Below are 22743 nucleotides of genomic sequence, written 5' to 3'. Positions count from 1 at the left end.
CCAATCGATACCGTATCATAAAGGCGTGCGAACGTCCGTTCAACAACTGAGCAGACGAACATCAACTTAACTTAGCAATGGAAGGTGTTTGTATGGCGAACATCTATGATCCGCCGCGCAGCAAGTGGCTTTATCCCGATCGGGGCATGGTGAAGTGGCTGGGCTTCTTTCTCAGCGACCACACCGCCGCGTTGGAACAAGACAGCGATACCGGCCAGCCGGTGGGCACGCCCCAGGTCCAGCAGGACGAAGAAACGATTGGCGCGCTGCTGGATAATGCCTATCTGACGGGGGAGACCGTCCATATTCAACTGAACGTGTTAGAAAATGACCATTTTCCGCCGGACACCGTGGGCACGGTCGCCGGTTTTTCGAATGACGGCCGGGTGCTGCTCTACACGACCCATGGCGCCAAGCAGCTTAATGTGGCGGTCATCCGCAACATTCGCGCCGAAGAACCGGCCAAATGGTACCGTGCCGGGGTGAATAATTATGGCCAATAAGGAAGGAAAGACGCCGCTATCCGACCCGACCGCGCTGCCTCGGCGGGATTTTCTATGCATTGACTGCAAGTCTTTCTACGCCAGCACCGAAGCCATCAAGCGGGGGATCGACCCGCTGGGAGCTAACATGGTTGTGCTGTCCCGGGAAGAAAACAGCGGCGGGCTGGTCCTGGCCGCGTCGCCGTACTCGAAGGAAACCTACGGGGTGAAACTGGGCACCCGGCGTTACGAAATCAAACCGCAGATGAACCTGACCATCGTCGAACCCCACATGGCCGATTACATTGACCACAACATGCGCATCAACCACATCTACCAGCAGTTCACCGACCGGCCCCACTGGTTCCCGTACTCCATCGACGAATCCTTCCTGGATGTCTCCGGCTCCCATAAGCTGTTCGGCGACAACGACGAAATTGCCGCCCGCATCCAGCACAAGGTATTCACCGAGACCGGCATCGTCACCACCGTCGGCATCGGCCCCAACCCCTTGCTGGCCAAGCTGGCCCTCGATAATGCGGCCAAAAAGAAGACGCCGTGGCGGGCTGAGTGGGATTATGCCGATGTACCGGCAACGGTGTGGAAAATTGCGCCGCTGGACGACATGTGGGGCATTGGCAGCCGGCTGGCGAAACGGCTCAACGCCATGGGGATTTATACAGTTAAAGAACTGGCCCAGGCTAATTTGAAGATGCTGGAAAAAGAATTCGGTATCCTCGGCGATCAGCTTTATTACCATGCCTGGGGGATCGATTACTCGAACCTTGAACACCGTTACGTGCCCCGGAACGAAAACCGCGGTTACGGCAATTCCCAGGTCTTGATGCGGGATTACACCACCTTCGCGGACTGCGCCACGATCATCCGGGAGATCGCCCACCAGGTCGCCGCCCGACTGCGCCGCCACCAAGTCCAGTGCGAGATCATCGGCATCAATATCGGCTATGCGGAAGAAAGCGACCAGCGCCGCGGCTTTTTCTCCGCCCAGACCCGTGTCACACCGACGAACCTGGACGACGAGATCGCCACCATCGCCGTTTACCTATTTAATAAGAAATGGGACGGCAGCCCTATCCGTAACGTCGGTGTGCGCTGTACCCGGATTTCTGAACAGCACAGTCTCCAATTGAATGTGTTCGAGACCGGTCAGCACACTCTGGACCGGGCCCAGTTGGACCGGGTGATCGATAACATCCAGACCCGTTTCGGCGTCAAGGCGCTGGTGCGGGCTTCCAGTAAGACGAAAGGCGGGACGGCCATTGATCGGGCCGACCTGATTGGTGGGCACCATGCGTGAAGAAAGTAAGCTGTTATTACAGCGCTATGACCATTACTTCCAGCGGGAGTACAACTACCGTTATTGGCTGCGGATCGTGACGAACCGATTCGATAACGTCTACGGCTTCTTTCTGGAGTCCCGGAAAAAAGGCGAAGCCATCGTCCACTCCAACGAATTGCTGGCCTTGCCCTTTGCCAGCGGCTTATACGATACGGTCTTGCATGACCTGCAGGTCCATTCCCACCTGGACATTATCTATCGGGATACCGCTCAGCTGAGGAAACGAGTCCCCACGGTAACCTTTGATCCGCTCCATGGGCATCGCCACAGCACGGCCTATCTTCCCACCGATAAAAATAACAAGCGTTCTTAAACAGATATAGACCGATTTTGGGCAATGTGACAACACTGTAAGTTGAATGTCACCATTCTTTACCTTATTGTAATATATAATCCCCAGATTTGCGGTAGGATATACCCAACTTGAATTTTCGGCGGGGAATATCGGTCTGAGGATTGAGGAAGACCAATGTCGCTATGATATACTTAAAAGGAATCGTTAAGGAAAGCTAACGGATGTTTAACGCGAGGTGGGACCAATAATGAAGCCAAAGAAGAATACCATGTTCACGTCTAGAATCGGCCGCTTGATCGGGACCGTTCTTTTGGCCGGCGGCTTCACGTTGACTGCCGCTGGCGTTGTAGCAGTACATAATGCGCGGGCGGCGGACAACAGTACACCGCCGACGAGCCAAGCCGATACCGGCAATAAAAACGAAGACAAGATTGACGATCCATCTGACAGCACATCTGGCGGAAACGCCAATACCGGTGTCAAGGAAGTCAGCGGCCAGATCGTACCGGTGGATCCTTATCAGCAGTCTCTGAAGGTGCCGTCGACCAGTTACGGCCCGGTGCAAGAGGGCACCAGCATTGACGTGCCAGTGGTTGCCGGGTATTACCCAGAGGACAGTCAAGATGTGGATTCGCTGGTGGTTGGCGTTCAGGTGCATGTCCCCAAAGAGGGCGGCACGATTTATGTGACCTATCTGCCGACGAAGAACACGGGCGGTAATACCGGCGATGGCGGCGGGGCCAGTTCTGGGAGCAGCGGCGCCGGCAGTACGACGAGCAGCAGCAAACCCAGCAGTACCCCGAGCACGTCGACCAGCCAACCGGCGTCCCAGCCATCCAGCAGCACGACGAGCTCTGAGACGCCTAAGATTCCCGACGGGCCCAGTCAGAACAAGAGTACCAGCAGCAAGAAGTCGTCCAGCACGACCCAGCAGGCGTCTGGTCAAGACAGCGACAGTGCCGCCAGTTCGTCCAGCAAGCCCTGGTACAGCTGGTTCACCGGCTGGTTTAGCGGCAACAAGGACAGCCAGTCTTCATCGTCCAGTACAACCAGCAGTAAGAAAGGCAGCACGTCCAGTTCAGCGAAGAAGGACAGCGCCGATAACGACAGCAGCAGTCAATCCGCCGCGACGCACTTGAAGAGTGCAGCGGGTAAGACAACTAAAAGTCACACGCAGTGGCTGGCCATTGGCATCACCGTCGTGAGCGCCGCGCTGCTTGGCGGCGTACTGGTCCTCCTGTGGCGGCAGCGGCGTAAGAGTTAACCATACAAAACTTAATCAGCAACAGTGAAACGCGGCCCATTTTGGCCGCGTTTTTGTTATGCTTAGGAATAGAAATTATCAGAACGAGGAGCCAAAAAATATGACCGCCATTGATCTCGCCATTGTCTTACCCGCGTATAACGAAGAAGCCGTCCTGCCCATTTCCTTGCCCCGCTTAGAGAAACTGCTGGACCAAATGATTGCCGACCAGCTGGTGACGCCTAAAAGCCGCTTAGTGTTCGTCGACGACGGTAGTCAAGATAAAACCTGGACATTGATCCAGCAGGCCCAAACCCAAGACCCCCGGGTCACCGGCGTGAAACTCAGCCGCAACTTCGGCCACCAGCGCGCGCTGCTGGCCGGCTTAAGCGTCACCGCGCCATTAATGGATGCCGTCATTTCCATTGACGCCGATCTCCAGGACGACATCAATGCCATTCCTAAAATGGTCCAGCAATTCCAGAACGGTTACGACGTCGTCTACGGCGTGCGCAACGACCGGCAGACCGACACGGCCTTCAAGCGGGGCACGGCCAATATGTTTTACGGCCTGATGAACCGGCTCGGGGTGCAAATGATTCCGAATAGTGCTGATTTCCGGCTTCTCAGTCAGCGGGCGGTGAAGACACTGCTTTCCTTCCCAGAAGAAAACCTCTTCCTCCGGGCGATGGTGCCCCTGGTCGGCTACCCCAGCACCACCGTCGAATACGCCCGTCTGCCGCGACCGGCGGGGGAGTCCAAGTATCCGCTGAAAAAGATGCTTTCCTTCGCCTTCGACGGCATCACCAGCTTCTCCATCGAACCGATCCGGCTCGTTATGGATATCGGTTTTCTCTTCGTTTTCATCGGCATTGCCGCCTTCATCTACTCCCTTGTCCAGCACGGCCGCGGCCGGGTGGTGCCGGGGTGGACCTCCATCTTTTGCTCGCTCTGGATCATCGGCGGGGCACTGATGATTGCCATCAGCGTGCTGGGGGAATACATCGGCAAGATTTATACCGAAGTGAAACGCCGGCCGCGGTTTATTATTGAAGAGGATACCGTGACACCATCCGAGAAAGAGACACAGAAAAAATAATAATTCAGCAGCAGACGGCTTGTATCCCGAGCCGTCTTTTTTTGCCAATAACCACCAATAACAGATGTTCGTTTACAAAAATCAGTCTTTTTTACGCACTTTTTACTGCCTTAAATGTGGGATATTTACATCCCTTCCGCATACTAAAGAAGCACGTGTAAATCAAGTAAAGGAAGGCGATGTCCATGATTACCGCCCATTCTGGGAGTGTTGGTTTACCAGCCAATAGCCGCCAGTTTCTGAAAACGGCGACCCGATGGCCGGTGGATGCCCTGGAGATCGATGTCCGCTGGCGCCAGGATCGGCGCCAACTGGTTCTGGCTCATGATCAGGAAACAGAAGATAGTGTGCTGCTGGCCGATGCGTTGGCCATTTTTCGCCGCCAATCCCACCTGCAATTACTGAATTGTGATTTGAAAGATGCCAACCTGGCTGGCCAAGTGATGGATCTGGCCCAGCGCAGCCGCCTGGCGGACAAGATTATCTTAACGGGCACGATCAGCGCTTTAGAACAGCGCCGCTGGCCGCGGCACGTTTGGCGCAATGTGGAAACCCTGCTGCCGGAGGTCAATTTTGACCAGTTATTGAATGACCATGTGATGTTCACCCAGATGCTGAAGCAGGCCAAAAAGGAAGGGTGCCAGTGGCTGAACCTGCCTTTTCAGCTGCTGCATCCGGTCAATCTTGCGCTGTTGAAGGATACGGATTTCCATCTATCTGTGTGGACCGCCCGGGATGTCGCAACGACAGCGGTGCTGCTGGCAAATGGCGCGGCGAATGTCATGTCCCTGGCCGCCCATACTTATTGCCGCACGATGGAAGGAGGACTATCTGTTGAGCAAGCGCAAATGGGTCATTAACTTTCTGGTACTTTTTGTCTTCGCGTTCTTCATGTATGGCCCGCTGCTGAATACGCTGATGATTGCCTTTGCCGACAAGTATCAAGCCCCCCACGTCTTGCCCGTCACCTTCGGGTTCACCTGGTGGCAAAATGTCTTGAGCCAAAGCGATCTCTGGCAGGCGTTCATCAACTCATTTCTGGTCGCCGCCCTGGCAACCATCGTGTCCATGGCGATTTGTCTGCCAGCGGCCTATGCGCTGGCGCGGTATCACTTTAAGGGGCGCAGTTTATTTCTCTTCTCGTTCCTGCTGTCCAATGCGTTTCCCAAGATTGGTTTGTACACAGCGATCGGGATCATTTTCTATAAATTACAGTTGATGGGCACGCTGACCGGGGTGGTGTTGATCAATGTGCTGAACACGATGATTTTCATGATTTGGATCCCCACGGGGGCGTTTCAAAATGTTTACCAGCAGCAGGAGGAAGCCGCTCGGGATGTCGGAGCTGGGCCGGTGCGGGTATTCTTTACGATCACTTTCCCCAGTGCGGCACCAGCAATTCTGGTGGCGGCGATGTACACCTTTCTGGGCGCTTTGGATGAATCCCAAGGGACCCTGCTGGTCGGCTTTCCCCAGATCAAAACGATGGCAACCGCGATGTACGGCATCATTCGGGATCAACCGCCGATGGTGGGCGCCATCTTTGCCCTGCTGCTCATCGTGCCGGCAATTCTGATTCTGTGGGGGTGTTACAAAGTATTCGGCAAAAAGTCGTTTCTTAAACAATTGATGATCAAATAGGAGGTCAAACGTATGACAGTGAAGTTGGCCCTGCATGAGGTGGCCAAAGAATATGCCAACGGTGACGGGATTTATCATATTAATCTGACAGTGAATGCCGGCGAGATCCTCACGATCCTGGGCCCCTCCGGCTGTGGTAAAAGTACGCTGCTGCGGACGATTGGCGGGTTTGAAAAAGTAACTGCCGGTACCGTCCAAATCGAGGATCAAGACATTACTGATCTGCCGCCGGAAAAGCGGCCGACCATTATGGTTTTCCAGGGATATAACCTGTGGGCGCGGATGACGGTTTACCAAAACCTGGAATTCGGCCTCACGCTGCGCAAAATGAGCAAACCGGAGCGGCACCAGCGCATTGATGAGATGCTGACAATGCTGGTAATGGCCGAGATGGCCAATAAATATCCCCAGCAGCTCTCCGGCGGCCAGCAGCAACGGGTGGCGATCGGCCGCGCACTGGTCCTGCGGCCGGAAATTCTGCTCCTCGATGAACCGTATTCCGCGCTGGACGCGAAGATTCGAGTGCAAATGCGGGAAGAATTAATCAATATCCAGCGCCGGCTGCATATCACCACAGTATTTGTCACCCACGACCAGGAAGAGGCAATGATGCTCTCCACCCGGATCGCAGTGATGAAGGCGGGCGAGATCGTCCAAGTCGGCACGCCCAGTGAGATCTATAATGAGCCGAAAAATATCTACGTGGCGTCGTTCATCGGGCAGATGAATTTCATCGATGCCGGTCCTCAGACGGTTAATGCCTTCAGACCGGAGGATGTCCGAATTGTAGCCAATACGGCAGATTACACGGACGTGTACCAAGGCACCGTCCAGCAAAGCACCCAGATGGGCCATTATTCCCAATTGACGGTGCGGCTCAAGGACCGTTCCATGATCCTTTTTGCCCCCAAGGATGCGTTTGCCCAGCATCCCGAGAACACCCCAATCAAATTCATTGTTGAAAAAAAGCAAACCTTTGCAAAGGAGCAAACTCATGAAACTTTGGCATAAAGCAACAGTCGGCCTCGCCGCCGGCGCTCTATTCTTAGCCGGCTTAACCGGCTGCAGCAACCAGTCCAGCGCCAACGCCAAGTCTGGCAGCAGTGTTAAACAAACTTCCGTGACCTTATGGGCCGGCGGTTCCCAAATTTAAAAGACGGCATGAGCAAAATCGCCAATGCCTTTAACGCCAGTCCCGAGGGGAAGAAGTATAAACTAAATTTGCAATTCATTCTCTCCGGCACCAGTGCAGCTAGTTTGCAAGACCGAATCGTGGCGGCGCAAAAAGCCGGTCAGAAAAAGACCAATTACGACCTGATTTTAGCGTCCGATGCAGAGTACGCCGCGTATACCCAATTGGGCGGCAAGGACATTTTTCAAAAAGCCGGATTTAAAATTGAAGTGCAACACCGATTGAGTTAGACCAATCGACCGGGTTGATTTAACAAAATAGGCCATGAAGACCTATCCTTGAAGCGACTAAACTACCAAGAAAGGTGACCTTCATGACCCACAATCAGTCTAACAGTCTCGGCTCGTACACTCAACTCACAGAGGGCGAGCGCGGAATAATTGATGCGCTTTGGCACTCCCATGAATATTCCATTCGCGATATTGCACACATCATCCATCATTCCCCTAGTACGGTAAGCCGTGAGCTTAAGCGCGGCCGAGTCCAGCAACGGGATTCGAATTATCATTACTACAAGGATTACTTCTTTGATGCTGCCCAACGACAACACGAAGAACGACAGACCCATTCCCACGCCAAGAGCATGTTGGAGAAGTGTACCTACTTCTTTAACTGGCTGACCGCTCAGATCAAGAAGCATGCGTATCGTGAACAAAGTATTGATGGGTACGTGCATCAGTTCCAGCAACTCTGGCCTAATCGTTCGTGCCCCTCAACGCCGACCGTGTATCGCTACATTGATGCCGGACTGTTGTCAGTGACCAACATGGATCTGCCTGAGAAGTTGCGGCGTCGCGAGAAAAGGCCAGGCCGTAGTCATGCGCGTAAGAATAAACGCATCGCTGGAACGTCCATCGACAAGCGGCCCAAACAAATCAATAACCGCTGGTTTGTTGGTGACTGGGAAGGCGACCTGGTGAAGGGGAAGCGTTCTGCCGACCAACCAGCATTACTCACCCTGACAGAACGTGTCACACGTTATGAGCTGATCTACAAGATCCCAAACTATCACGCCCGGACTTGCTTAGAGGCCATGCAATACGTTCTGAACACACATGATCCTTATCTATTCCACTCCATCACCTTCGACAACGGTTCTGAGTTCGCCCTCTTGGACCAACTCAGAGGAACAAAGATCTACTACTGCCATCCCTATACACCCAGTGAACGTGGCAGTAACGAGAATGCCAACGGCTTGATTCGAGAATTCATTCCAAAGGGTCAATCACTATGGGAAGTCTCTAAGGAGAAGATTCGTAAGAGCCAAGATGTCTTAAACCACCGGTTAAGGAAGTGCCTTGGATACCGCAGCGCAATCGCGGCGCTCCAGGCCTCCCCCCTGGGCCTGGAGGAATCCCTGCCCACTACCTAAACCAATTCACATGGATGAGTCTTCACTGTTGCACTTAATTTGACAATTCGGGCATTTTTCAAAAATACGACAAAAGCGCCATTCCCAATCTGAAAAACGACAAGGCCACGGTGGGAGCAGGGGCCGGTTATCTGCTTCCGTATCGAGGCACCACGGTGGTTTTGGCCTATGATTCCGCCAAAGTGAAGAACCCGCCTAAGACAGACAAAGAGCTGTACGCTTGGATCAAGGCCAATCCCGGCAAGTTTGCTTACAATACCCCTGAATCCGGCGGGGCCGGCGCGGCGTTTGTCCAGACCGCAGTCTATAATTACCTGCCTAAAGCGGCACTGACTTCCAGCGATACAAAATGGACCAAACAGTGGACGAAGGGGCTAACTCTGCTCAAGTCGTTGGATAGCGCGATGTACAAATCCGGCGGTAAGGTCGTCTATCCCAACAAGAACCAGGGATCGATGGATCTGCTGGCGAACGGTCAAGTGGCAATGATTCCGGCGTGGCAAGACATGACCGCAGTCGCTTTGCAAGCCGGTACCTTGCCGGCCACCGTCAAGATGACCCAAATTTCCCCGGCCTTCACCGGCAATCTGGACAGTTTAGTCATTCCTACTATTGGGTCTAATAAGCCGGGTGCGGAAGCCGTCATGAACTTCATGCTGACCAAACAGGCCCAGAACATCCTGGTCGACACAATGGCGGCGATCCCAGTAATCGATAAAAGCGCGATCACGTCCAAGAATCTCAAGTACATCAAAGTCCTCAACGCCAAAGACTTCCTTTTCTCCAGTACCGGCAGTCTCAGTGCAGAACTGAATAAGGAGTGGGATTCTCAAATTGGCAATGGTGTTAAGTAAACAAACCAAACGGGCAGTCATTGGCCGCCGACAGAAACTGACGCCGTACTTGCTGGTCTTGCCAGCCTTTCTGGTCGTCCTCGGCCTGATCGTCTATCCAGTCCTCACTGCAGTTAATTTATCCCTGCACAGCGGCTCAGCAACTCGGCTGACTGGCGCCAATTATCGGTACTTCCTCACCGATCCGGTGCAGCTGAAAAATATCGGCTATACCCTATTTGTGGCCGTCATGACGGTGGTGCTGGCCTTGCTGATCGACCTGCTGCTGGCGCTCTATATTCGATTCAATCAGAATCGGTTGAGCCGATTGGTGATGGCGTTAACGATCCTGCCGCAGTTTATTCCCGGGCTCGTGGCTGTGTATTCAATGATGCTGGTGGTCCGCAACGGCGGCACCCTGAGCCGGCTTGCCCAGGCAGGGCACACGTTCAACCCGAACCTGATGTACTCCGCCAAAGGCCTGATCATGGTCAATCTGTGGTTCAATATTCCCTTCGCGCTGCTGCTGCTGGCCAGTTTGACCAGTATTCAGGAGGCTTCGATCGAAAGCGCGCGGGACGTGGGCGCCAATCGCTGGCAGCTGCTGCAAAAAATCATTTTGCCAGCTACTTACAAACAATTCTTTATTGCCGGGGCCTTCATCTTCATGGGCAACGTGGGTTCCTTCACCACGCCGTTCCTGATGGGCGGCAACACACCTCAGATGCTGGGCGTCGTCCTGTATAAGGAATTCAACCAGTATCTGGATTACAATCGGGCAGCGGCGCTCTCGGTCATCCTGTTTGCCCTCTGCAGTCTGTCCGCGATTGTTTACGTGATCGTCAACATGCGTCGAGAAAAGTGGCGGTGATCCCATGCAAACTATTCTGCAGAAACAATTTGTATTCACCCCGCAAGACGACAAAACAACGATTCCCTTGCAATTTAGCCTGGCTGATCCGATTCAGGGGTTGCGCATCGTCTTTCAGTACGGACCGCAAAACGTTGAACCGATCCGCGCCCAAGCGCTGATCACCGCCGAACTGCAGCAGGCCGGACTGCACGCCACACCTGCCGCTGTGGCGGCCTATCTGCCATTGCAAAATCTGGTGACGGTCTCGGTGGTCAAAGATGGCCAGTATTTGGGCAATCACCATTATAAAGCCACCGATCAGATAATTACGCTGACCACTGCGGCCGCCTCATTGGGTTTTGCCCCGCCGCGCCAGCTGACCGGGGATTGGCAGATCAACCTGCATCAGCACTGTATTGCGTCCGAGCAGGTCCGGGCAGCGATCACGATCAGCGAATTGGAGGCCAATGATGCATTATTATAGTATTGAGTGGCATACCCACACGACCCACAGCGACGCCGATCAGACGATCGATCAGCTGTTTGCTGCCGCGGCTGCAGCCCACTACGATATCTTGAGTATTTCGGATCACAGCACGCTGAGCTCCTACGCCGAGATTCAGCAGCGCCAGCTTCAGCCAGCCAGCTGGCTGTTGCGCAATTCGCTGGAATGGACTACATATTATGGCCACATGCTCGTGCTGGGGACCCAGGACGGGGTCAACTGGTATGAAGCCAAGCCCACTGACATCGATCAGTGGGTGCAGAAAAATCGCGATGCCGGGGCTATTGTCGGCGTGGCCCATCCCTTTGAACTTGGCAGTCCAATCTGTACCGGCTGTCACTGGGACTTCTTGGTCAGAAATTGAGACAACTTCGATTTTCTTGAAGTGTTGAACGGCAATAGCCCTCAGGAGCAAACTTACAACCAAAAGGCGTACACGCTTTGGTCACAGCTTCTTAAAGCAGGCCATCGGCCCAAAAAGGCAACAGACAACGTGGCCGTCAACTATCTTGGTATTCCTGATGAACTCAGCGATGCAGCAATCAAAGCCAGCATTCGGCAGGGAAATTTCTACGTTTCGCTCGGCCCCACGTGGCAGGTTACCCTAACGGACGCCCAGCACCGCCAGCACTTTATGGGCGAAACCCTGCCGCAGGGTCAGTACCAGCTGGATATTGCCATCTTGAGTCAAAGCAATGCCTTGAGTCAGGACTTCAAGCCGGCAATCAAGGAATTTCGGCCGCCGGCCAATGAGACAGTGCTTCGCCGCTTGCCGGCAACGGCCCTTGAAGGCGGCCGGTTACAGACAGAGGTCGCACTGCGCACCGGCCCGTTCCGTCTCGAAGCCCGGGGGGCGTTTAAAGGGCAGACCGATCAACGATTGATTATTGGCAATCCGTTCTACATTAGTTAATTCAGATCAAACCAATCAAGCCCTAACCAGCAGTCAATCTTGTCGGCTGCCGGTTAGGGTTTTTGTCGAAGCAAAGCCGCATACTGCGGATGAATTTTACTGTTCTGAAAAAATCCGGGTGTTCCACGGTGCTTTTTTGCGGGTTGTTGTTATAATGTAAACGCACAACAAAGAACTGGCCGCGGTGTCACGCCGCGGCCAATTCTGAATTTCCTTGAGGGAGGAGCGCATAATCATGAAGAAAAAACCGCAGCGCCGCTGGCTTTTCGGCTTGCTGGCGATCCTGTTTGTCGGGATCCTCGGCTTGACCCGCGGCCAAGCGCAAGCAGCGGACAATGCCCCGAATCCAATCGGCAACCTGGACGCGCACCAGATCCTGACCATTTACAACGGGGTCGGCGGTCCGGCCTTAGACACCGGCAGCACCGTCCAACCGGGCCAACGGGTGACGGTCAACACCATCACCACGATCAATGGCTACAGCTGGCTGGATCTCGGCGACAACCGCTGGATCACTTTCGATCCCAGCTTCAATCCGACTTACGAAAGCAAGATCTGGACACCGACGCCGATCACCATTTACCAAGGCTTCGGCGATACTCGGACAAAGACCAGCAACAGCATCGCCGCCGGGACGGGCAGCGTCGTGACCGCCTATGTGGATTGGAACGGCAGTGCCTGGTATCAGGTCGGCAAAGACCGCTGGGCCAGCACGGCCGGGCAGTACAACCCGACCCAGAACGACCAAACCTTGCAATTATCATTCACCACCACGGTCTACACTGGGACCGGCGCCAAGCGCCAAGCCACGGACAAGACCCTGCCGGCGTTATCCAAAGTGGCCTACACCAAGACACTGGTGGAAGGAAACACGACCTGGTACAACATCGGCGGCGATGACTGGGTAACGAGCGATCCGGCCTACAACCCAGGATTCCAGCAGTACGTTTACGTGCCTAATGCCGTGCCGATTTGGACCAACTATACGGCCGACCGGACCAAGACGACGCAGACTGTTTCGGGCAACAGTACCCAGGTGCTGCAAGGTACCGCATGGTTCAACAACGTCAAGTGGTACAAGATCGGCGTCAATCAATGGATCACGCTGGACAGCGCGACGAATAACGCCGACAGCCACCAGCCGACGCCGCCCAGCGTGACGAAACATGTCGTCACGCTGCTGGCCGACACCAAGGTCTTCACCGCGCCAGACGCCACCGGTACCGATACCGGCCGGACGTTGAAGAGCGGCACCCAATGGCAGTACTTCAACAGCCGCACTGTTAATGGCGTCACTTGGTACAACCTGGGCGGTGCCCAATGGGTGACCAACGCTCAAGACACCAGCGGCTGGACGAAGAAGAAAGACACCATCCAGTTCCCGATCCTGATGTATCACGAACTCGGTAGCAACCAGCCTAACAACACCTGGTTCGTCCCCGAGAACGAATTTGCTTGGCAGATGCAGTGGCTGCGCAACAACGGCTACTACTTCCTGAACACGCAAGAAGCGTACACCGTCTTGACCACCAACCAAGCCCCCAGCGACAAGCTGGTCTGGCTGACGATGGATGACGGTTACGAGAGCTGGTTCACCAAGGGTCTGCCGATCATCCAGCAGTACGGCGTGAACGGCACCCTGTTCCTGATCACTAACACCGGTACGCTGACCCGCCAGCAGGCCGAGATCATGAAGGAAAACGGCATGGACATCGAGTCCCATACCCTGAATCACTTCCACCTCAGCCAGCTGCCGGATTACCAGCAGAAACAAGAAATGCTCGGCACCAAGGAATACTTGGACCGGACCTACCACCAGAACACCACCGCCATCGCTTATCCTTACGGGGATTACAGCGAGACCACGGAAAAAGAAGCCGCAGCCAGCGGCTACACCATGGCCCTGCGGATCCACGGCGGTTTGGCCAGTATTGATAATGGCATCTACAGCCTCAACCGGGTCAAGGTTTCCCCCGGTCTGACAGTTGATCAATTCCAGTATCTGGTCGAGAACGGCAAGGATGAAGATTCGTCCGGCGCTATTGTCGGCCCGCCGGTACAGAAGTAACCAAGAATTGAAGATTTCAGAAAGGCATGCCTCCGGGCGTGCCTTTTTTCTTTACATTCAATGGACCAACGGCTAATAATGGACATTAGAATAATTTAGGGGAGACTGGGAAAATGAAACGCATTACCGCATTTTTGATTGGGCTGCTCACGGGGGCGGTGGTCGTTGGCGCCGCCGGTACAGCCACCTATTATGGTTACGTCAGGCCGCGCCACTTGGCGGAAGTGAAACGGGAGGCCGAAAAGGATGCCGCCGATCGCAGCAGCCTATCGTTACGGGTCAGCGACTTGACTAAAGATTTACAAGCGGCGGATAAAAAACTGCCGGTCCAGCCCGGCCAGACCAGTGTGAACAAGCTCAGCGAAACCGCTGAAGCTCAGCTGACCAAGAAGCTCCAGGCGGAGCAGTTTGTTGGCACGGTGCTGCTGGTCCGCAACGGGACGATTATTTATCACCAAGGCATCGGGTACGCGGATGCGGCGAAGAAACGCTTGAATACCGTCAAGTCGATCTATCAGATCGGTTCGACCCAAAAATCATTGACGGCCATTGCGTTGGCCCAATTGATTCAAGCTGGCAAAGTCCATTATGGAGACAACATTCACCAATATTACAGCCAGATTCCGGCCAGCCATAATATCACGATCCGTGAAATGCTTAATATGCGCAGCGGGCTGATTTATACGTTGGGCGCGCCCAAAACTGTACTGACCGATGATCAAGTGATCCAGCGCAGTCTGGATAATCTGACTTACGATGCTGACTTGCACGGCAAGCAGAATTATCAGGCGGTGAATTTCGTCCTGCTGGCTGGTATCATCGAGAAGATCAGCGGACAAAGTTACGAACAATACATTACCCAGCACTTGTTCCAACCGTTGCAATTGACCAATACCCAGGCCGGCTTTGCTTGGAACTTCGCCCAACAGCCCAACCGTACGGTGAGTTACGTGGCTAAAGACGGGATTGGTACTTATGATAAAACGATTACCGAAAATCTCGCCGATATGCGCGGCGAACTGGGTACCGGCAATATCTACACGACGCCTTACGCGCTGTACCGCTTGGAACGAGCTATCATTCAGGGCAAGTACACGTCAACGGCCGCCGTGGCCGAGCTGCGGGATACCACCGACGGGCAATATGGCGGCGGCGTCTACAATTTCCCGACGTATGTTTATTCCCATGGGGTGAAAAATTATCAAGAGCTCGTCTTCACGATGAGTGATGACGGCAATACGGCGGCAATCCTAATGACCAATCGGGCTTACGATTATAACAACGCGCTGCCGCGGGCGAAATGGTATTATCATTTCGCGCAAACGGCGGAGTTGGCCACTGAAGTGACAAAATCGTAAGGTTCAATTGGTCCTGCCCCTTGGCGGAGACGGCGTCCTACGTTATACTGATACTGGTTTCTATGACGTCGGATGTTTGATCACAGATCTTGGAGGGATTTATTAGATGAAAAACACAACAAAGTATGCTGGGTTAGTTGCGGCTGCCTTACTGGCTGTTGCTCCGATCGCGGCACCGGTTGCGACAGCGACAATTGCGCAAGGTAATGGCACGGTACAAGCTGCGACGAGCACAACACCGTATTTCATGATTGGCAACAATCAAAAGCTATCCGATGGTGCAGCACCGGACGCACTCGCCCAAACTTTTGATACCGGCACTTCGGGCACAGATATTCTAACTGCTGTATTTGCTCAGGCAAAGAAGCAGTTAGTTAGCAGCCCGATTTTACAAGCATATTACGTGGACAAGAACGGGAATCAACAATCCTTACAGTTTGATTCTGCCCAATTCAATCCCATTTTAACGGACAAGAATATTGCGTATACCAAGGAATTTGCAACAGCGGGCAAGTACAACATTCCCTTCACCGTTACGAATCCTGAAACTAAAGAAGTCGGTACTATCAACGTACCTGTGACAATCCTTGATTCTGCTTCCGCACCGTATGTTACTGGTATCACTAAAATGTACGTTGAAAAAGGCGACAGTTTTTATCCCACCGCTGGCCTTAACTTTTACGAGAACAAGAACAGTACGACAACGTTGGATACGTCAATGTACTCTATTGATCAATCCAAGCTGGATCTGAAGACACCTGGCCACTACACCATCTATTACACGGTTAAAAACAGTGCTGGCCTAACCCGCACTATTCCTCGGGACGTTACTGTTACTGGAGATACGGTCCCGAGTTTCAGTTACAAGTTTGGCACGAATAATACCAAGACTTACAAGAATGGTGACACGGTTGCTTTGAACGATGCTGATACCAAAGCATTGACTTTCAAGACGAATGTCAGCTTCAACGACATTACAGCCGCATTGAAAACATTCGTAGGCACCAACAGTAACTTGAGCGCATCCTTTACTCAATACAAACAGCCAACAGGTGCTGCGGCTGATGACAGTTCTGTCATTAACGTTGACTTGACGACAAACTTCAACACGACGGATGCCGTCCGCAACGTTATTTCCAACACATCAACTGATGCTTCATACAACATCCCGGTTACCGTGCAATACGATAGCGGTGACAAGGTGTCTGTCAATGTACCAGTAGTTATCGGCACGCCGAATGCTTTGACGCAAACCAACAAGAGCCAAGTCGTTTACATCAAGTCTGGCGTTACTGCTCAACTTTATTCTGATAAGGCTACGACCCAAGCCATCAGCGGTCGGACATTGTCCGCCAGCTCCGCTTGGCAGTCACCGGCCGTTGTCACTGATGCTAGCGGCAAGGTCGTTGCCTACAACTTAGGCGGCAATCAATACGTCAAGGCCAGCGATGTTGAAACCACCCCGCAAGACAACGTCTCCTACCAAGTTAAGACGCAAACCATCTACGTGGGCAACAAATCTGGCGCTCAGCTTTACAGCGATCCGACTGCCACGAAGGCAATCTCTGGCCGCGACAACTTGGCCTACGCTTCCGCTTGGGTTTCCTATAAGGAAGTCTACAATAACGGCACTTTGGTTGCTTACAACCTGGGCGGCGACCAATACGTCAAGGCTGAGGACGTAACTACCACGAAACCGTCTGGCGACCAAGGCCAAGCCGTTTCCGGCGTCTACACCATCTCCGTACCGAACCACCCGACTTGGGGCACAGCCTTCTACAACGATTCCTTGCAAGCTAAGGGTATCCTGCCGGCTGCTTCCAAGTGGCGTGTATTCTCCATCAAGACTTTGAGCGATGGCAAGCAATACTACAACTTGGGCGGCAACCAATGGATTCGTGCGGACTACGGTCGTTTGACTAAGTAAGCGCACCTGATCATTGAGCGTTAACCTGAATAGGTCTCTGGAACTTTTCTGGTTCTAGAGGCCTATTTTTTGCATATCTGAAAAGATATCCAGAGATTGCCGCTGATGCGGTACCATGACTCTATGTGCACCACGGATTTTTGAATGGGGGAGTAGGAATGAACAAGGAAAATTGGAAACGAATCCGACAAACGCTGGCTGCTGCACTGCTGGCTGGCAGTTTAACAGTGGGCGCGGTCAGTGCGATTGCACCGGCAGGTAGCTCACAACCGGTGGCCGCCGCGGTCGTCACCACGCATTATCCGCAAGGTGCCTTCAATTATGGGGATAATCACGCGTCAATTTACGTCGATCAAACTAATTTCACTGCCGAACAAGTAGCAACCGTTAATGAGGCTATTGCGAACGTGCAGACGATGCTCAACGGCATCTTTACAATCACTGTGACCAACACCAGGAATGCTGCCGATATGGTTATTGCTGGTAAGGACTTGAGCAATACTGAGACCGCTGCCGGTGAGCAAGTCGGCGGATCAACGACTATTAATTACAATCGGGTCGTCAACCATATTGCCCAGCATCCTAATGGCACCCAAATTGTTGTGTAAGCGGTCGTTGACATAGGTATCGTGACCCGGTGCAGGCCTCCTTGTAAACTTGGTTTATCAAGTAAACAAGGAGGCCTTTCATGGTTCAAATCAAAGATATCGTGCCGATCCAGGTGACCGACCGGTCGCCGAAGCCGCTGGTCAAACCGCAGGTTGCGGCACGAGTGAAGCTCAAGGACGCCGAGGTCGTGTTTTACACCGGTGTTGACCGGGCAATTCTGCACGTGGTGCTCCAGGAGTTGACAGGCAATGTTCCCCAATATCCAAGAGCTTAACATCTATATCATTTGCGGAAAAACGGACCTGCGCAAAGGAATCGACGGTTTGGCCGCTTCCTTGCGGGAGCTGTACGGCGAAGACGAAGTGCCTTATGATCACTCGCTGTTCTTATTCTGCGGCAGTCAGCGCGATCGGTTCAAGGCTCTGTACTGGGACCGCAGTGGGTTTGTTCTTTACTACAAACGGTACGAGAACGGCCACCTGCAGTGGCCGCGAACGCGCTCTGAGGTGCAGCATCTCAGTCATTACCAGCTGAAGCGATTGATTACTGGTCTAAGTATTCAAGAACGGAGTACCATTCATGATTTCAAGCCAGGATATACCAACTAATTGAGGAGGAGAAGCCATGATTTATTGGCATCTCCTCTTTCCTTCGCCGTATAAAACATGATATAATCCATTTATTATATTTATTGGAGGAACACCGATTGGTAGACACAAAAGATGCAGTGCGATTGGTGGACGCTTCGCCAGAACAATTACGCACCGCACTGCAGAATTCGATAAATGAAAATCAGGACCTCCGGGAACAGATCGCCGTCTTGAAGCGCATGTTGTTCGGTCGGCGCCGGGAATCAAGCGATAACCTGCCGCATGGCCAGACGAACCTGTTCAATGAGCACATCATCACCGGTGAAGAACAAAGCATCATCGACAAGCTCACCGGTGATGACCGCAAGGTCGCCAAGAAGAAGCTCAAGAAAGCGACACGGACCAAGAGCACCGACTTGAACAAGCTGCCGCTGGACGAGCAGGATTGCCTGCTCGAAGGTGAGGAGCGCAAGTGCCCGGTCTGTGGTGAAGAGATGCAGGATATCGGCCGGTCGAAAGTACGCGAAGAAGCAACCTTGATTCCGGCACAGCTCCTGCACACAATCGTCTATCGGCACACCTACGCGTGTCCTAACGGCTGCTTGAATCAGCGCGGCAACCAGTTCCTTAAGAAGTCCGATGTGCCTCGCCCAGCCATACCGCATAGTCCAGCTTCTTCAAGCGTCTTGACCGAATCCATCATGGCTAAGTTTGCCTACAAGATTCCGGACAACCGGCAAGAACGCTTGTGGCACAGTCGCGGGGTCGATTTCACCCGGCAATCAATTGCCAACTGGCACATCAAGGCGTCAGAAGGCTACCTGGAGTCCCTATACAAGCTGATGCACCGAGATCTGCTGACTCAAGACGTTATCCATGCGGACGAAACGCCCTACCGGGTGTTGGATCTAAAGAAGGCGCAGACCTATTACTGGGTCTACACGTCCAGCAAGCACAGCGCCCACCAGATCGTCATGTATGAGCACGGTAATAGCCGCGGTTACGAGGAAGCTGCCCGGTTCCTGGCCGGCTACGAAGGCTACCTGCAAAGTGATGCCTACGCCGTTTACCCTAATTTGCTTGGGGTCACCAATGTCTTCTGCTGGGCTCACGTGCGTCGTAAGTTTGACGAAGCCGTGACCGCCGGAGACAAGGGGCTGGCCCCAACGGGCCGCCAGTATTGCAATGATCTCTTCCAATGGGAAAAGAAATGGCAAGACTTGTCGGCTGATGAACGTCAAACCCAGCGCGAACAACGACTCAAACCTGTCATGGATGCGTTCTTCGCTTGGCTGGTCTCGTTGGACGGCAGCTATCTGCCAAAATCCAAGGTGGGCAAAGCCATCACCTATGCGTTGAAGCATGAGGCTGGCTTGCAGGCAGTCCTGTTGGACGGCCGACTTGAACTATCGAACAACCGGGCCGAACGCGCCGTCAAAGAACTGGTCATCGGTCGTAAAAATTGGCTGTTTTCGCAGAGCAAACGCGGCGCGACGGCTGCGGGGGTCATTCTTAGTCTGCTCACGACAGCACGGGCTAATCACCTCGATCCGAGTAAATATTTCAACTATCTATTCGACACAGTGCCTAATTTGCCGGCTCCCAGCGACATGGTCGCCTTGCAGGACTATTTGCCGTGGGCGCCGAAGGTGCAGGCGTTCTGTCACGAATAACAGCGGGTAAAGCAATGGTGCAATCTTCATGATAGAGAATTGCACCATTTTTGTCTTCACACCTATTTCAACGACCGCTTACATTGTTGTAGACGACAGTTACCGGTCCTATGCAACGTCAAAATATTTTACGCCTGAGTGGTCACCGCAATTGCCCAGCCAAGGTGATCCCCAGTACCAGTTCTTCTACAATTACTATCAGGGGTATTATGATAAGTGGCAAAAGAACACGCTGCTGATTGATACTGAACACGAAATTGGCCACGGCCTCAGTCTCGATCATTTGCCGGTTGCCGTGTACGGCTCTGCCATCATGAATCCTGCTGAAGCGTTGGATCACCAGGGTAATCCGCTCATAGATTTGGCGAAAGACCCGACATACATTCGCGCTGCGCAGGCCATTTACGGCGGCCAAGCCACCGCCCTTGGCGAAACGGACGTTAAGCAGCCAACGCAAGGCTACCATAGCAGTAATGCCGGCAGCTCGAATAATGCCGGCAATAATGGAAATTCCGGGAACACTGGCAACAGCGGAAACGGTGGGAATTCCGGAAATACGGGAAACACAGGTAATACCGGCAACTCCGGCAACGGCACATCATCCCAGAAAAACACCGTTAAACCTGCCAGCGGCACTGTAAACGTCTATCAGGCATCTGGAGCGGAGGTATACAGCGACGCCGACTTCACGAACGACACCGGTAGAAAATTACCGCAAAACTCGCAGTGGAAGGGATTTGGCATCGTTTTGGACGCAACCGGCAACACCGTCGGCTTTAACGTCGGCGGTCAGCAATACGTCAAGTTCAGTGAGTCATCATTCGTATCCCCGCTGGGGCACACGAATGAAAGCCAAACCGTCTCTGGCGTCTTCAAGATCAATGTTCCCGGACACCCGACCTGGGGCACCGCGTTCTACAACGACGCCCTCCAAGTCAAAGGCATCCTCCGCGACGGCTCACGCTGGCGGGTATTTGCCCGCAAGACCTTGAGCGACGGCTACAACCTCGGCGGCAATCAATGGATCCGCTCCGACTACGGTTCATTCATTCAATAAGCACACTCGGCGTCTGGCACCGTCACTCACGGCGCTGGACGCTGATTTTTGCTTTGGTCAGAAAACTTCCTTCAACCGCCCGTAATGCGGTATCATGGCATTATACAAAGGAACGCAATTCGAATGGGGGACATACCGATGAAAACAAGGTATTGGGAACGCCTCGGCCGCACACTGGCGGCGGCTCTGCTGGCCGGCAGCCTGGCCATGGGGGCAGTGGCGCTGGCGGCACCTGCGCAAACTGCGCAGCCCGTGGCTGCGGCTACGACAGCGCAAACATATTATCCGCAAGAAGACTTTAACTACGGCAACAACAAGGCCGTGATCTATCTCGATACGACCGGCTTCACTGCTGATCAACTGGCCACCGTGAAGCAGGGAATCACCAACGTGCAAAATATGCTCAACGGTATCTTCACCTTCACGCTGACGAATACCAAGAGTCAGGCCGATATCGTTATCGCCGGCAAGGATTACAGCGATACCTCCGATAACGGCGAACAGGTCGGCGGCGCCACCTTCATTAAATACAACCAGGTGATCAACCACATTGCCCAGCATCCTAACGGTACCCGCATCTTCCTGGACGACAGCTACAAGTCCTATGCCACCTCTCAATACATCGGCGAGCAGTGGTCGCCGCAGTTACCCGCGAAGACGGATCCTAATTATCAGACCATCTTCAACCAGTACCAAGCGTACTTTGATAAGTGGAATAAGAATACGCTACTGCTGGCGACAGAGCATGAAATTGGTCACGGGATCGGCTTGGACCACACGTCAACATATACCTACGGCTACTCAATCATGAATCCCGAAGCCGCCCTGAACAAAGAGGGCGACCTGCTCATGGACGTCACCAAGGATGCCACGTATATTCGAGCAGCTCAGGCTATTTATGGCGGCCAAGCAACGATTCTCGGCGACACCGAAGCCAAGCAGCCCACGCAGGGGTATCACGGCGGCGATTCTGGTAACGTGAATCCCAGCCGGGATAATACGACGAAGCCGGGAACAGGCGTTGTTTATGTTAATATGGCGACTGGCGCTGATCTATACAGTGATGTGAACTTCAAAGCCGGTCACGGCAAGAAATTACCCTTCAGTTCGGCTTGGCAGTATTATGCCGTGGTGTACGATGCCAACGGCCAAATCGTCGGCTACAATCTTGGCGGTCAGCAATTCGTCAGCACTGGTGACGTCGCCACCACGAAACCCGTCAGTTCCGTCAAGGGCGTCTTCACTGTCCACTACAACGCCAACCCGAAGTGGGGGATTGCAATGTGGAACGGCCAGCTCAAGCCATTGAAAATTTTACCGGCCGGCAGCCGCTGGCAAGTCGCTGGCGCCGCCTATCTCGGTGACGAGAACCTTTATTTCAACCTCGGCGGTGACCAATGGGTCGCAGCCACCAACGGCTACTTTGCCCGTAAGTAGATCATTAATAGAAGGAAAGAAGAGCAGCGCAAAAATTAAGCGCTGCTCCTTTTTTGGACAGAAAAAAGCGATGTGCGTGAGCACACCGCCAACGATCAATTATGAGCGTCAGTACCGAATACCAATGTTCAGTATAACCGTTGGGCTGTCAAAAGGGAAGATGTCCGCTCACAAAAAGTGACAAGAAATCGTTTTAAGTCTGAAAAGGCCTATATTTCAAGGACCGTTGACGGTTT

At 53.3% G+C, this 22743-nt stretch carries 25 protein-coding genes; all 25 read left to right on the top strand.

The genetic code is table 11. From position 1 onward, the window contains the following. Positions 1-92: 92 nt before the first annotated feature. On the top strand, positions 93-503 hold the full coding sequence (locus FMM01_RS07500; RefSeq protein ID WP_150392099.1) for a DNA-directed RNA polymerase subunit beta: 411 nt from the start codon (positions 93-95) through the stop codon (positions 501-503). Further along, positions 493-1800, top strand: a complete 1308-nt coding sequence (locus FMM01_RS07495) for a Y-family DNA polymerase (protein WP_150392098.1) — start codon at positions 493-495, stop codon at positions 1798-1800. Before FMM01_RS07500 ends, FMM01_RS07495 begins: the two co-directional genes overlap by 11 nt. Further along, a complete protein-coding gene (locus tag FMM01_RS07490; protein ID WP_150392097.1) occupies positions 1793-2155 on the top strand; it encodes a hypothetical protein in 363 nt (120 codons plus the stop codon). The genes FMM01_RS07495 and FMM01_RS07490 overlap by 8 nt, the downstream gene beginning before the upstream one ends. 229 nt (positions 2156-2384) lie before the next feature. Continuing rightward, entirely contained in the window at positions 2385-3401 is a 1017-nt protein-coding gene (locus FMM01_RS07485) for a hypothetical protein (RefSeq protein WP_150392096.1), read from the top strand. Positions 3402-3501: 100 nt separating this feature from the next. Beyond that, positions 3502-4479 (top strand): glycosyltransferase family 2 protein, encoded by a 978-nt coding sequence (locus tag FMM01_RS07480; RefSeq protein ID WP_150392095.1) that lies wholly within the window; start codon positions 3502-3504, stop codon positions 4477-4479. Between the two features lie 185 nt (positions 4480-4664). Next, a complete protein-coding gene (locus FMM01_RS07475; RefSeq protein WP_150392094.1) occupies positions 4665-5339 on the top strand; it encodes a PI-PLC domain-containing protein in 675 nt (224 codons plus the stop codon). Next, on the top strand, positions 5314-6120 hold the full coding sequence (locus FMM01_RS07470; protein WP_223850015.1) for an ABC transporter permease: 807 nt from the start codon (positions 5314-5316) through the stop codon (positions 6118-6120). The genes FMM01_RS07475 and FMM01_RS07470 overlap by 26 nt, the downstream gene beginning before the upstream one ends. Positions 6121-6132: 12 nt before the next feature. Further along, positions 6133-7131 carry an ABC transporter ATP-binding protein gene (locus FMM01_RS07465; RefSeq protein ID WP_150392092.1) on the top strand — a complete coding sequence of 333 codons (999 nt, stop codon included), beginning with the start codon at positions 6133-6135 and terminating at the stop codon, positions 7129-7131. Continuing rightward, entirely contained in the window at positions 7115-7273 is a 159-nt protein-coding gene (locus tag FMM01_RS16215) for a hypothetical protein (RefSeq protein WP_190973482.1), read from the top strand. Before FMM01_RS07465 ends, FMM01_RS16215 begins: the two co-directional genes overlap by 17 nt. An 8-nt stretch (positions 7274-7281) precedes the next feature. Beyond that, complete coding sequence (locus FMM01_RS07460) at positions 7282-7542, top strand: hypothetical protein (RefSeq protein ID WP_150392091.1); 261 nt, start codon at positions 7282-7284, stop codon at positions 7540-7542. Positions 7543-7625: 83 nt separating this feature from the next. Next, positions 7626-8684, top strand: coding sequence for an IS30 family transposase (locus FMM01_RS07455; protein WP_150391459.1), 1059 nt, complete (start codon positions 7626-7628; stop codon positions 8682-8684). 53 nt (positions 8685-8737) lie between these two features. Further along, entirely contained in the window at positions 8738-9538 is an 801-nt protein-coding gene (locus FMM01_RS07450) for an extracellular solute-binding protein (RefSeq protein WP_150392090.1), read from the top strand. Next, the gene (locus FMM01_RS07445) at positions 9525-10388 is read left to right on the top strand and encodes an ABC transporter permease (RefSeq protein WP_150393250.1); all 864 of its coding nucleotides are present in this window, start codon (positions 9525-9527) and stop codon (positions 10386-10388) included. The genes FMM01_RS07450 and FMM01_RS07445 overlap by 14 nt, the downstream gene beginning before the upstream one ends. Positions 10389-10392: 4 nt before the next feature. Then, entirely contained in the window at positions 10393-10854 is a 462-nt protein-coding gene (locus FMM01_RS07440) for a hypothetical protein (protein WP_150392089.1), read from the top strand. Beyond that, positions 10841-11239, top strand: a complete 399-nt coding sequence (locus FMM01_RS07435; RefSeq protein ID WP_150392088.1) for a CehA/McbA family metallohydrolase — start codon at positions 10841-10843, stop codon at positions 11237-11239. Before FMM01_RS07440 ends, FMM01_RS07435 begins: the two co-directional genes overlap by 14 nt. Before the next feature lie 129 nt (positions 11240-11368). Continuing rightward, the gene (locus FMM01_RS07430; protein WP_150392087.1) at positions 11369-11788 is read left to right on the top strand and encodes a CehA/McbA family metallohydrolase domain-containing protein; all 420 of its coding nucleotides are present in this window, start codon (positions 11369-11371) and stop codon (positions 11786-11788) included. A gap of 235 nt (positions 11789-12023) precedes the next feature. Next, positions 12024-13856 (top strand): polysaccharide deacetylase family protein, encoded by a 1833-nt coding sequence (locus FMM01_RS07425; RefSeq protein WP_150392086.1) that lies wholly within the window; start codon positions 12024-12026, stop codon positions 13854-13856. Between the two features lie 113 nt (positions 13857-13969). Next, positions 13970-15214: a serine hydrolase domain-containing protein gene (locus tag FMM01_RS07420; RefSeq protein WP_150392085.1), complete on the top strand. Its 1245-nt coding sequence runs from the start codon at positions 13970-13972 to the stop codon at positions 15212-15214. A 106-nt stretch (positions 15215-15320) separates the two neighbouring features. Continuing rightward, positions 15321-17141 carry an immunoglobulin-like domain-containing protein gene (locus FMM01_RS07415; RefSeq protein WP_150392084.1) on the top strand — a complete coding sequence of 607 codons (1821 nt, stop codon included), beginning with the start codon at positions 15321-15323 and terminating at the stop codon, positions 17139-17141. Between the two features lie 158 nt (positions 17142-17299). Next, on the top strand, positions 17300-17749 hold the full coding sequence (locus FMM01_RS07410) for a hypothetical protein (protein WP_150392083.1): 450 nt from the start codon (positions 17300-17302) through the stop codon (positions 17747-17749). Between the two features lie 80 nt (positions 17750-17829). Further along, entirely contained in the window at positions 17830-18024 is a 195-nt protein-coding gene (locus tag FMM01_RS07405) for a hypothetical protein (protein WP_027827606.1), read from the top strand. Then, positions 17999-18358 (top strand): IS66 family insertion sequence element accessory protein TnpB, encoded by a 360-nt coding sequence (tnpB, locus tag FMM01_RS07400; protein WP_150391429.1) that lies wholly within the window; start codon positions 17999-18001, stop codon positions 18356-18358. The genes FMM01_RS07405 and tnpB overlap by 26 nt, the downstream gene beginning before the upstream one ends. Before the next feature lie 98 nt (positions 18359-18456). After that, the gene (gene tnpC, locus FMM01_RS07395) at positions 18457-20013 is read left to right on the top strand and encodes an IS66 family transposase (protein WP_150392082.1); all 1557 of its coding nucleotides are present in this window, start codon (positions 18457-18459) and stop codon (positions 20011-20013) included. A gap of 28 nt (positions 20014-20041) precedes the next feature. After that, the gene (locus FMM01_RS07390; RefSeq protein WP_150392081.1) at positions 20042-21070 is read left to right on the top strand and encodes a M10 family metallopeptidase domain-containing protein; all 1029 of its coding nucleotides are present in this window, start codon (positions 20042-20044) and stop codon (positions 21068-21070) included. A 138-nt stretch (positions 21071-21208) separates the two neighbouring features. Next, complete coding sequence (locus tag FMM01_RS07385; protein WP_150392080.1) at positions 21209-22507, top strand: zinc metalloprotease; 1299 nt, start codon at positions 21209-21211, stop codon at positions 22505-22507. The last annotated feature ends 236 nt before the right edge of the window (positions 22508-22743 follow it).

This window comes from Schleiferilactobacillus harbinensis (assembly GCF_008694105.1).
In the GTDB taxonomy this organism is placed as follows: Bacteria; Bacillota; Bacilli; order Lactobacillales; family Lactobacillaceae; genus Schleiferilactobacillus; species Schleiferilactobacillus harbinensis.
Note: the sequence above shows the minus strand (reverse complement) of the source record. Positions and strands in the feature narration are given on the sequence as shown.

Excerpts from the sequence above, each read along its gene's own strand:
- FMM01_RS07425 (WP_150392086.1), top strand. The coding sequence starts at position 12,024 with ATGAAGAAAAAACCGCAGCGCCGCTGGCTTTTCGGCTTGCTGGCGATC.
- FMM01_RS07435 (WP_150392088.1), top strand. The coding sequence starts at position 10,841 with ATGCATTATTATAGTATTGAGTGGCATACCCACACGACCCACAGCGAC.
- FMM01_RS07465 (WP_150392092.1), top strand. The coding sequence starts at position 6,133 with ATGACAGTGAAGTTGGCCCTGCATGAGGTGGCCAAAGAATATGCCAAC.
- FMM01_RS07500 (WP_150392099.1), top strand. The coding sequence starts at position 93 with ATGGCGAACATCTATGATCCGCCGCGCAGCAAGTGGCTTTATCCCGAT.
- FMM01_RS07445 (WP_150393250.1), top strand. The coding sequence starts at position 9,525 with ATGGTGTTAAGTAAACAAACCAAACGGGCAGTCATTGGCCGCCGACAG.
- FMM01_RS07390 (WP_150392081.1), top strand. The coding sequence starts at position 20,042 with ATGATAGAGAATTGCACCATTTTTGTCTTCACACCTATTTCAACGACC.
- FMM01_RS07410 (WP_150392083.1), top strand. The coding sequence starts at position 17,300 with ATGAACAAGGAAAATTGGAAACGAATCCGACAAACGCTGGCTGCTGCA.
- FMM01_RS07495 (WP_150392098.1), top strand. The coding sequence starts at position 493 with ATGGCCAATAAGGAAGGAAAGACGCCGCTATCCGACCCGACCGCGCTG.
- FMM01_RS07385 (WP_150392080.1), top strand. The coding sequence starts at position 21,209 with ATGAAAACAAGGTATTGGGAACGCCTCGGCCGCACACTGGCGGCGGCT.
- FMM01_RS07415 (WP_150392084.1), top strand. The coding sequence starts at position 15,321 with ATGAAAAACACAACAAAGTATGCTGGGTTAGTTGCGGCTGCCTTACTG.
- FMM01_RS07420 (WP_150392085.1), top strand. The coding sequence starts at position 13,970 with ATGAAACGCATTACCGCATTTTTGATTGGGCTGCTCACGGGGGCGGTG.
- FMM01_RS07490 (WP_150392097.1), top strand. The coding sequence starts at position 1,793 with ATGCGTGAAGAAAGTAAGCTGTTATTACAGCGCTATGACCATTACTTC.
- FMM01_RS07440 (WP_150392089.1), top strand. The coding sequence starts at position 10,393 with ATGCAAACTATTCTGCAGAAACAATTTGTATTCACCCCGCAAGACGAC.
- FMM01_RS16215 (WP_190973482.1), top strand. The coding sequence starts at position 7,115 with ATGAAACTTTGGCATAAAGCAACAGTCGGCCTCGCCGCCGGCGCTCTA.
- FMM01_RS07455 (WP_150391459.1), top strand. The coding sequence starts at position 7,626 with ATGACCCACAATCAGTCTAACAGTCTCGGCTCGTACACTCAACTCACA.
- FMM01_RS07475 (WP_150392094.1), top strand. The coding sequence starts at position 4,665 with ATGATTACCGCCCATTCTGGGAGTGTTGGTTTACCAGCCAATAGCCGC.
- tnpB (WP_150391429.1), top strand. The coding sequence starts at position 17,999 with ATGTTCCCCAATATCCAAGAGCTTAACATCTATATCATTTGCGGAAAA.
- FMM01_RS07405 (WP_027827606.1), top strand. The coding sequence starts at position 17,830 with ATGGTTCAAATCAAAGATATCGTGCCGATCCAGGTGACCGACCGGTCG.
- FMM01_RS07480 (WP_150392095.1), top strand. The coding sequence starts at position 3,502 with ATGACCGCCATTGATCTCGCCATTGTCTTACCCGCGTATAACGAAGAA.
- FMM01_RS07460 (WP_150392091.1), top strand. The coding sequence starts at position 7,282 with ATGAGCAAAATCGCCAATGCCTTTAACGCCAGTCCCGAGGGGAAGAAG.
- FMM01_RS07485 (WP_150392096.1), top strand. The coding sequence starts at position 2,385 with ATGAAGCCAAAGAAGAATACCATGTTCACGTCTAGAATCGGCCGCTTG.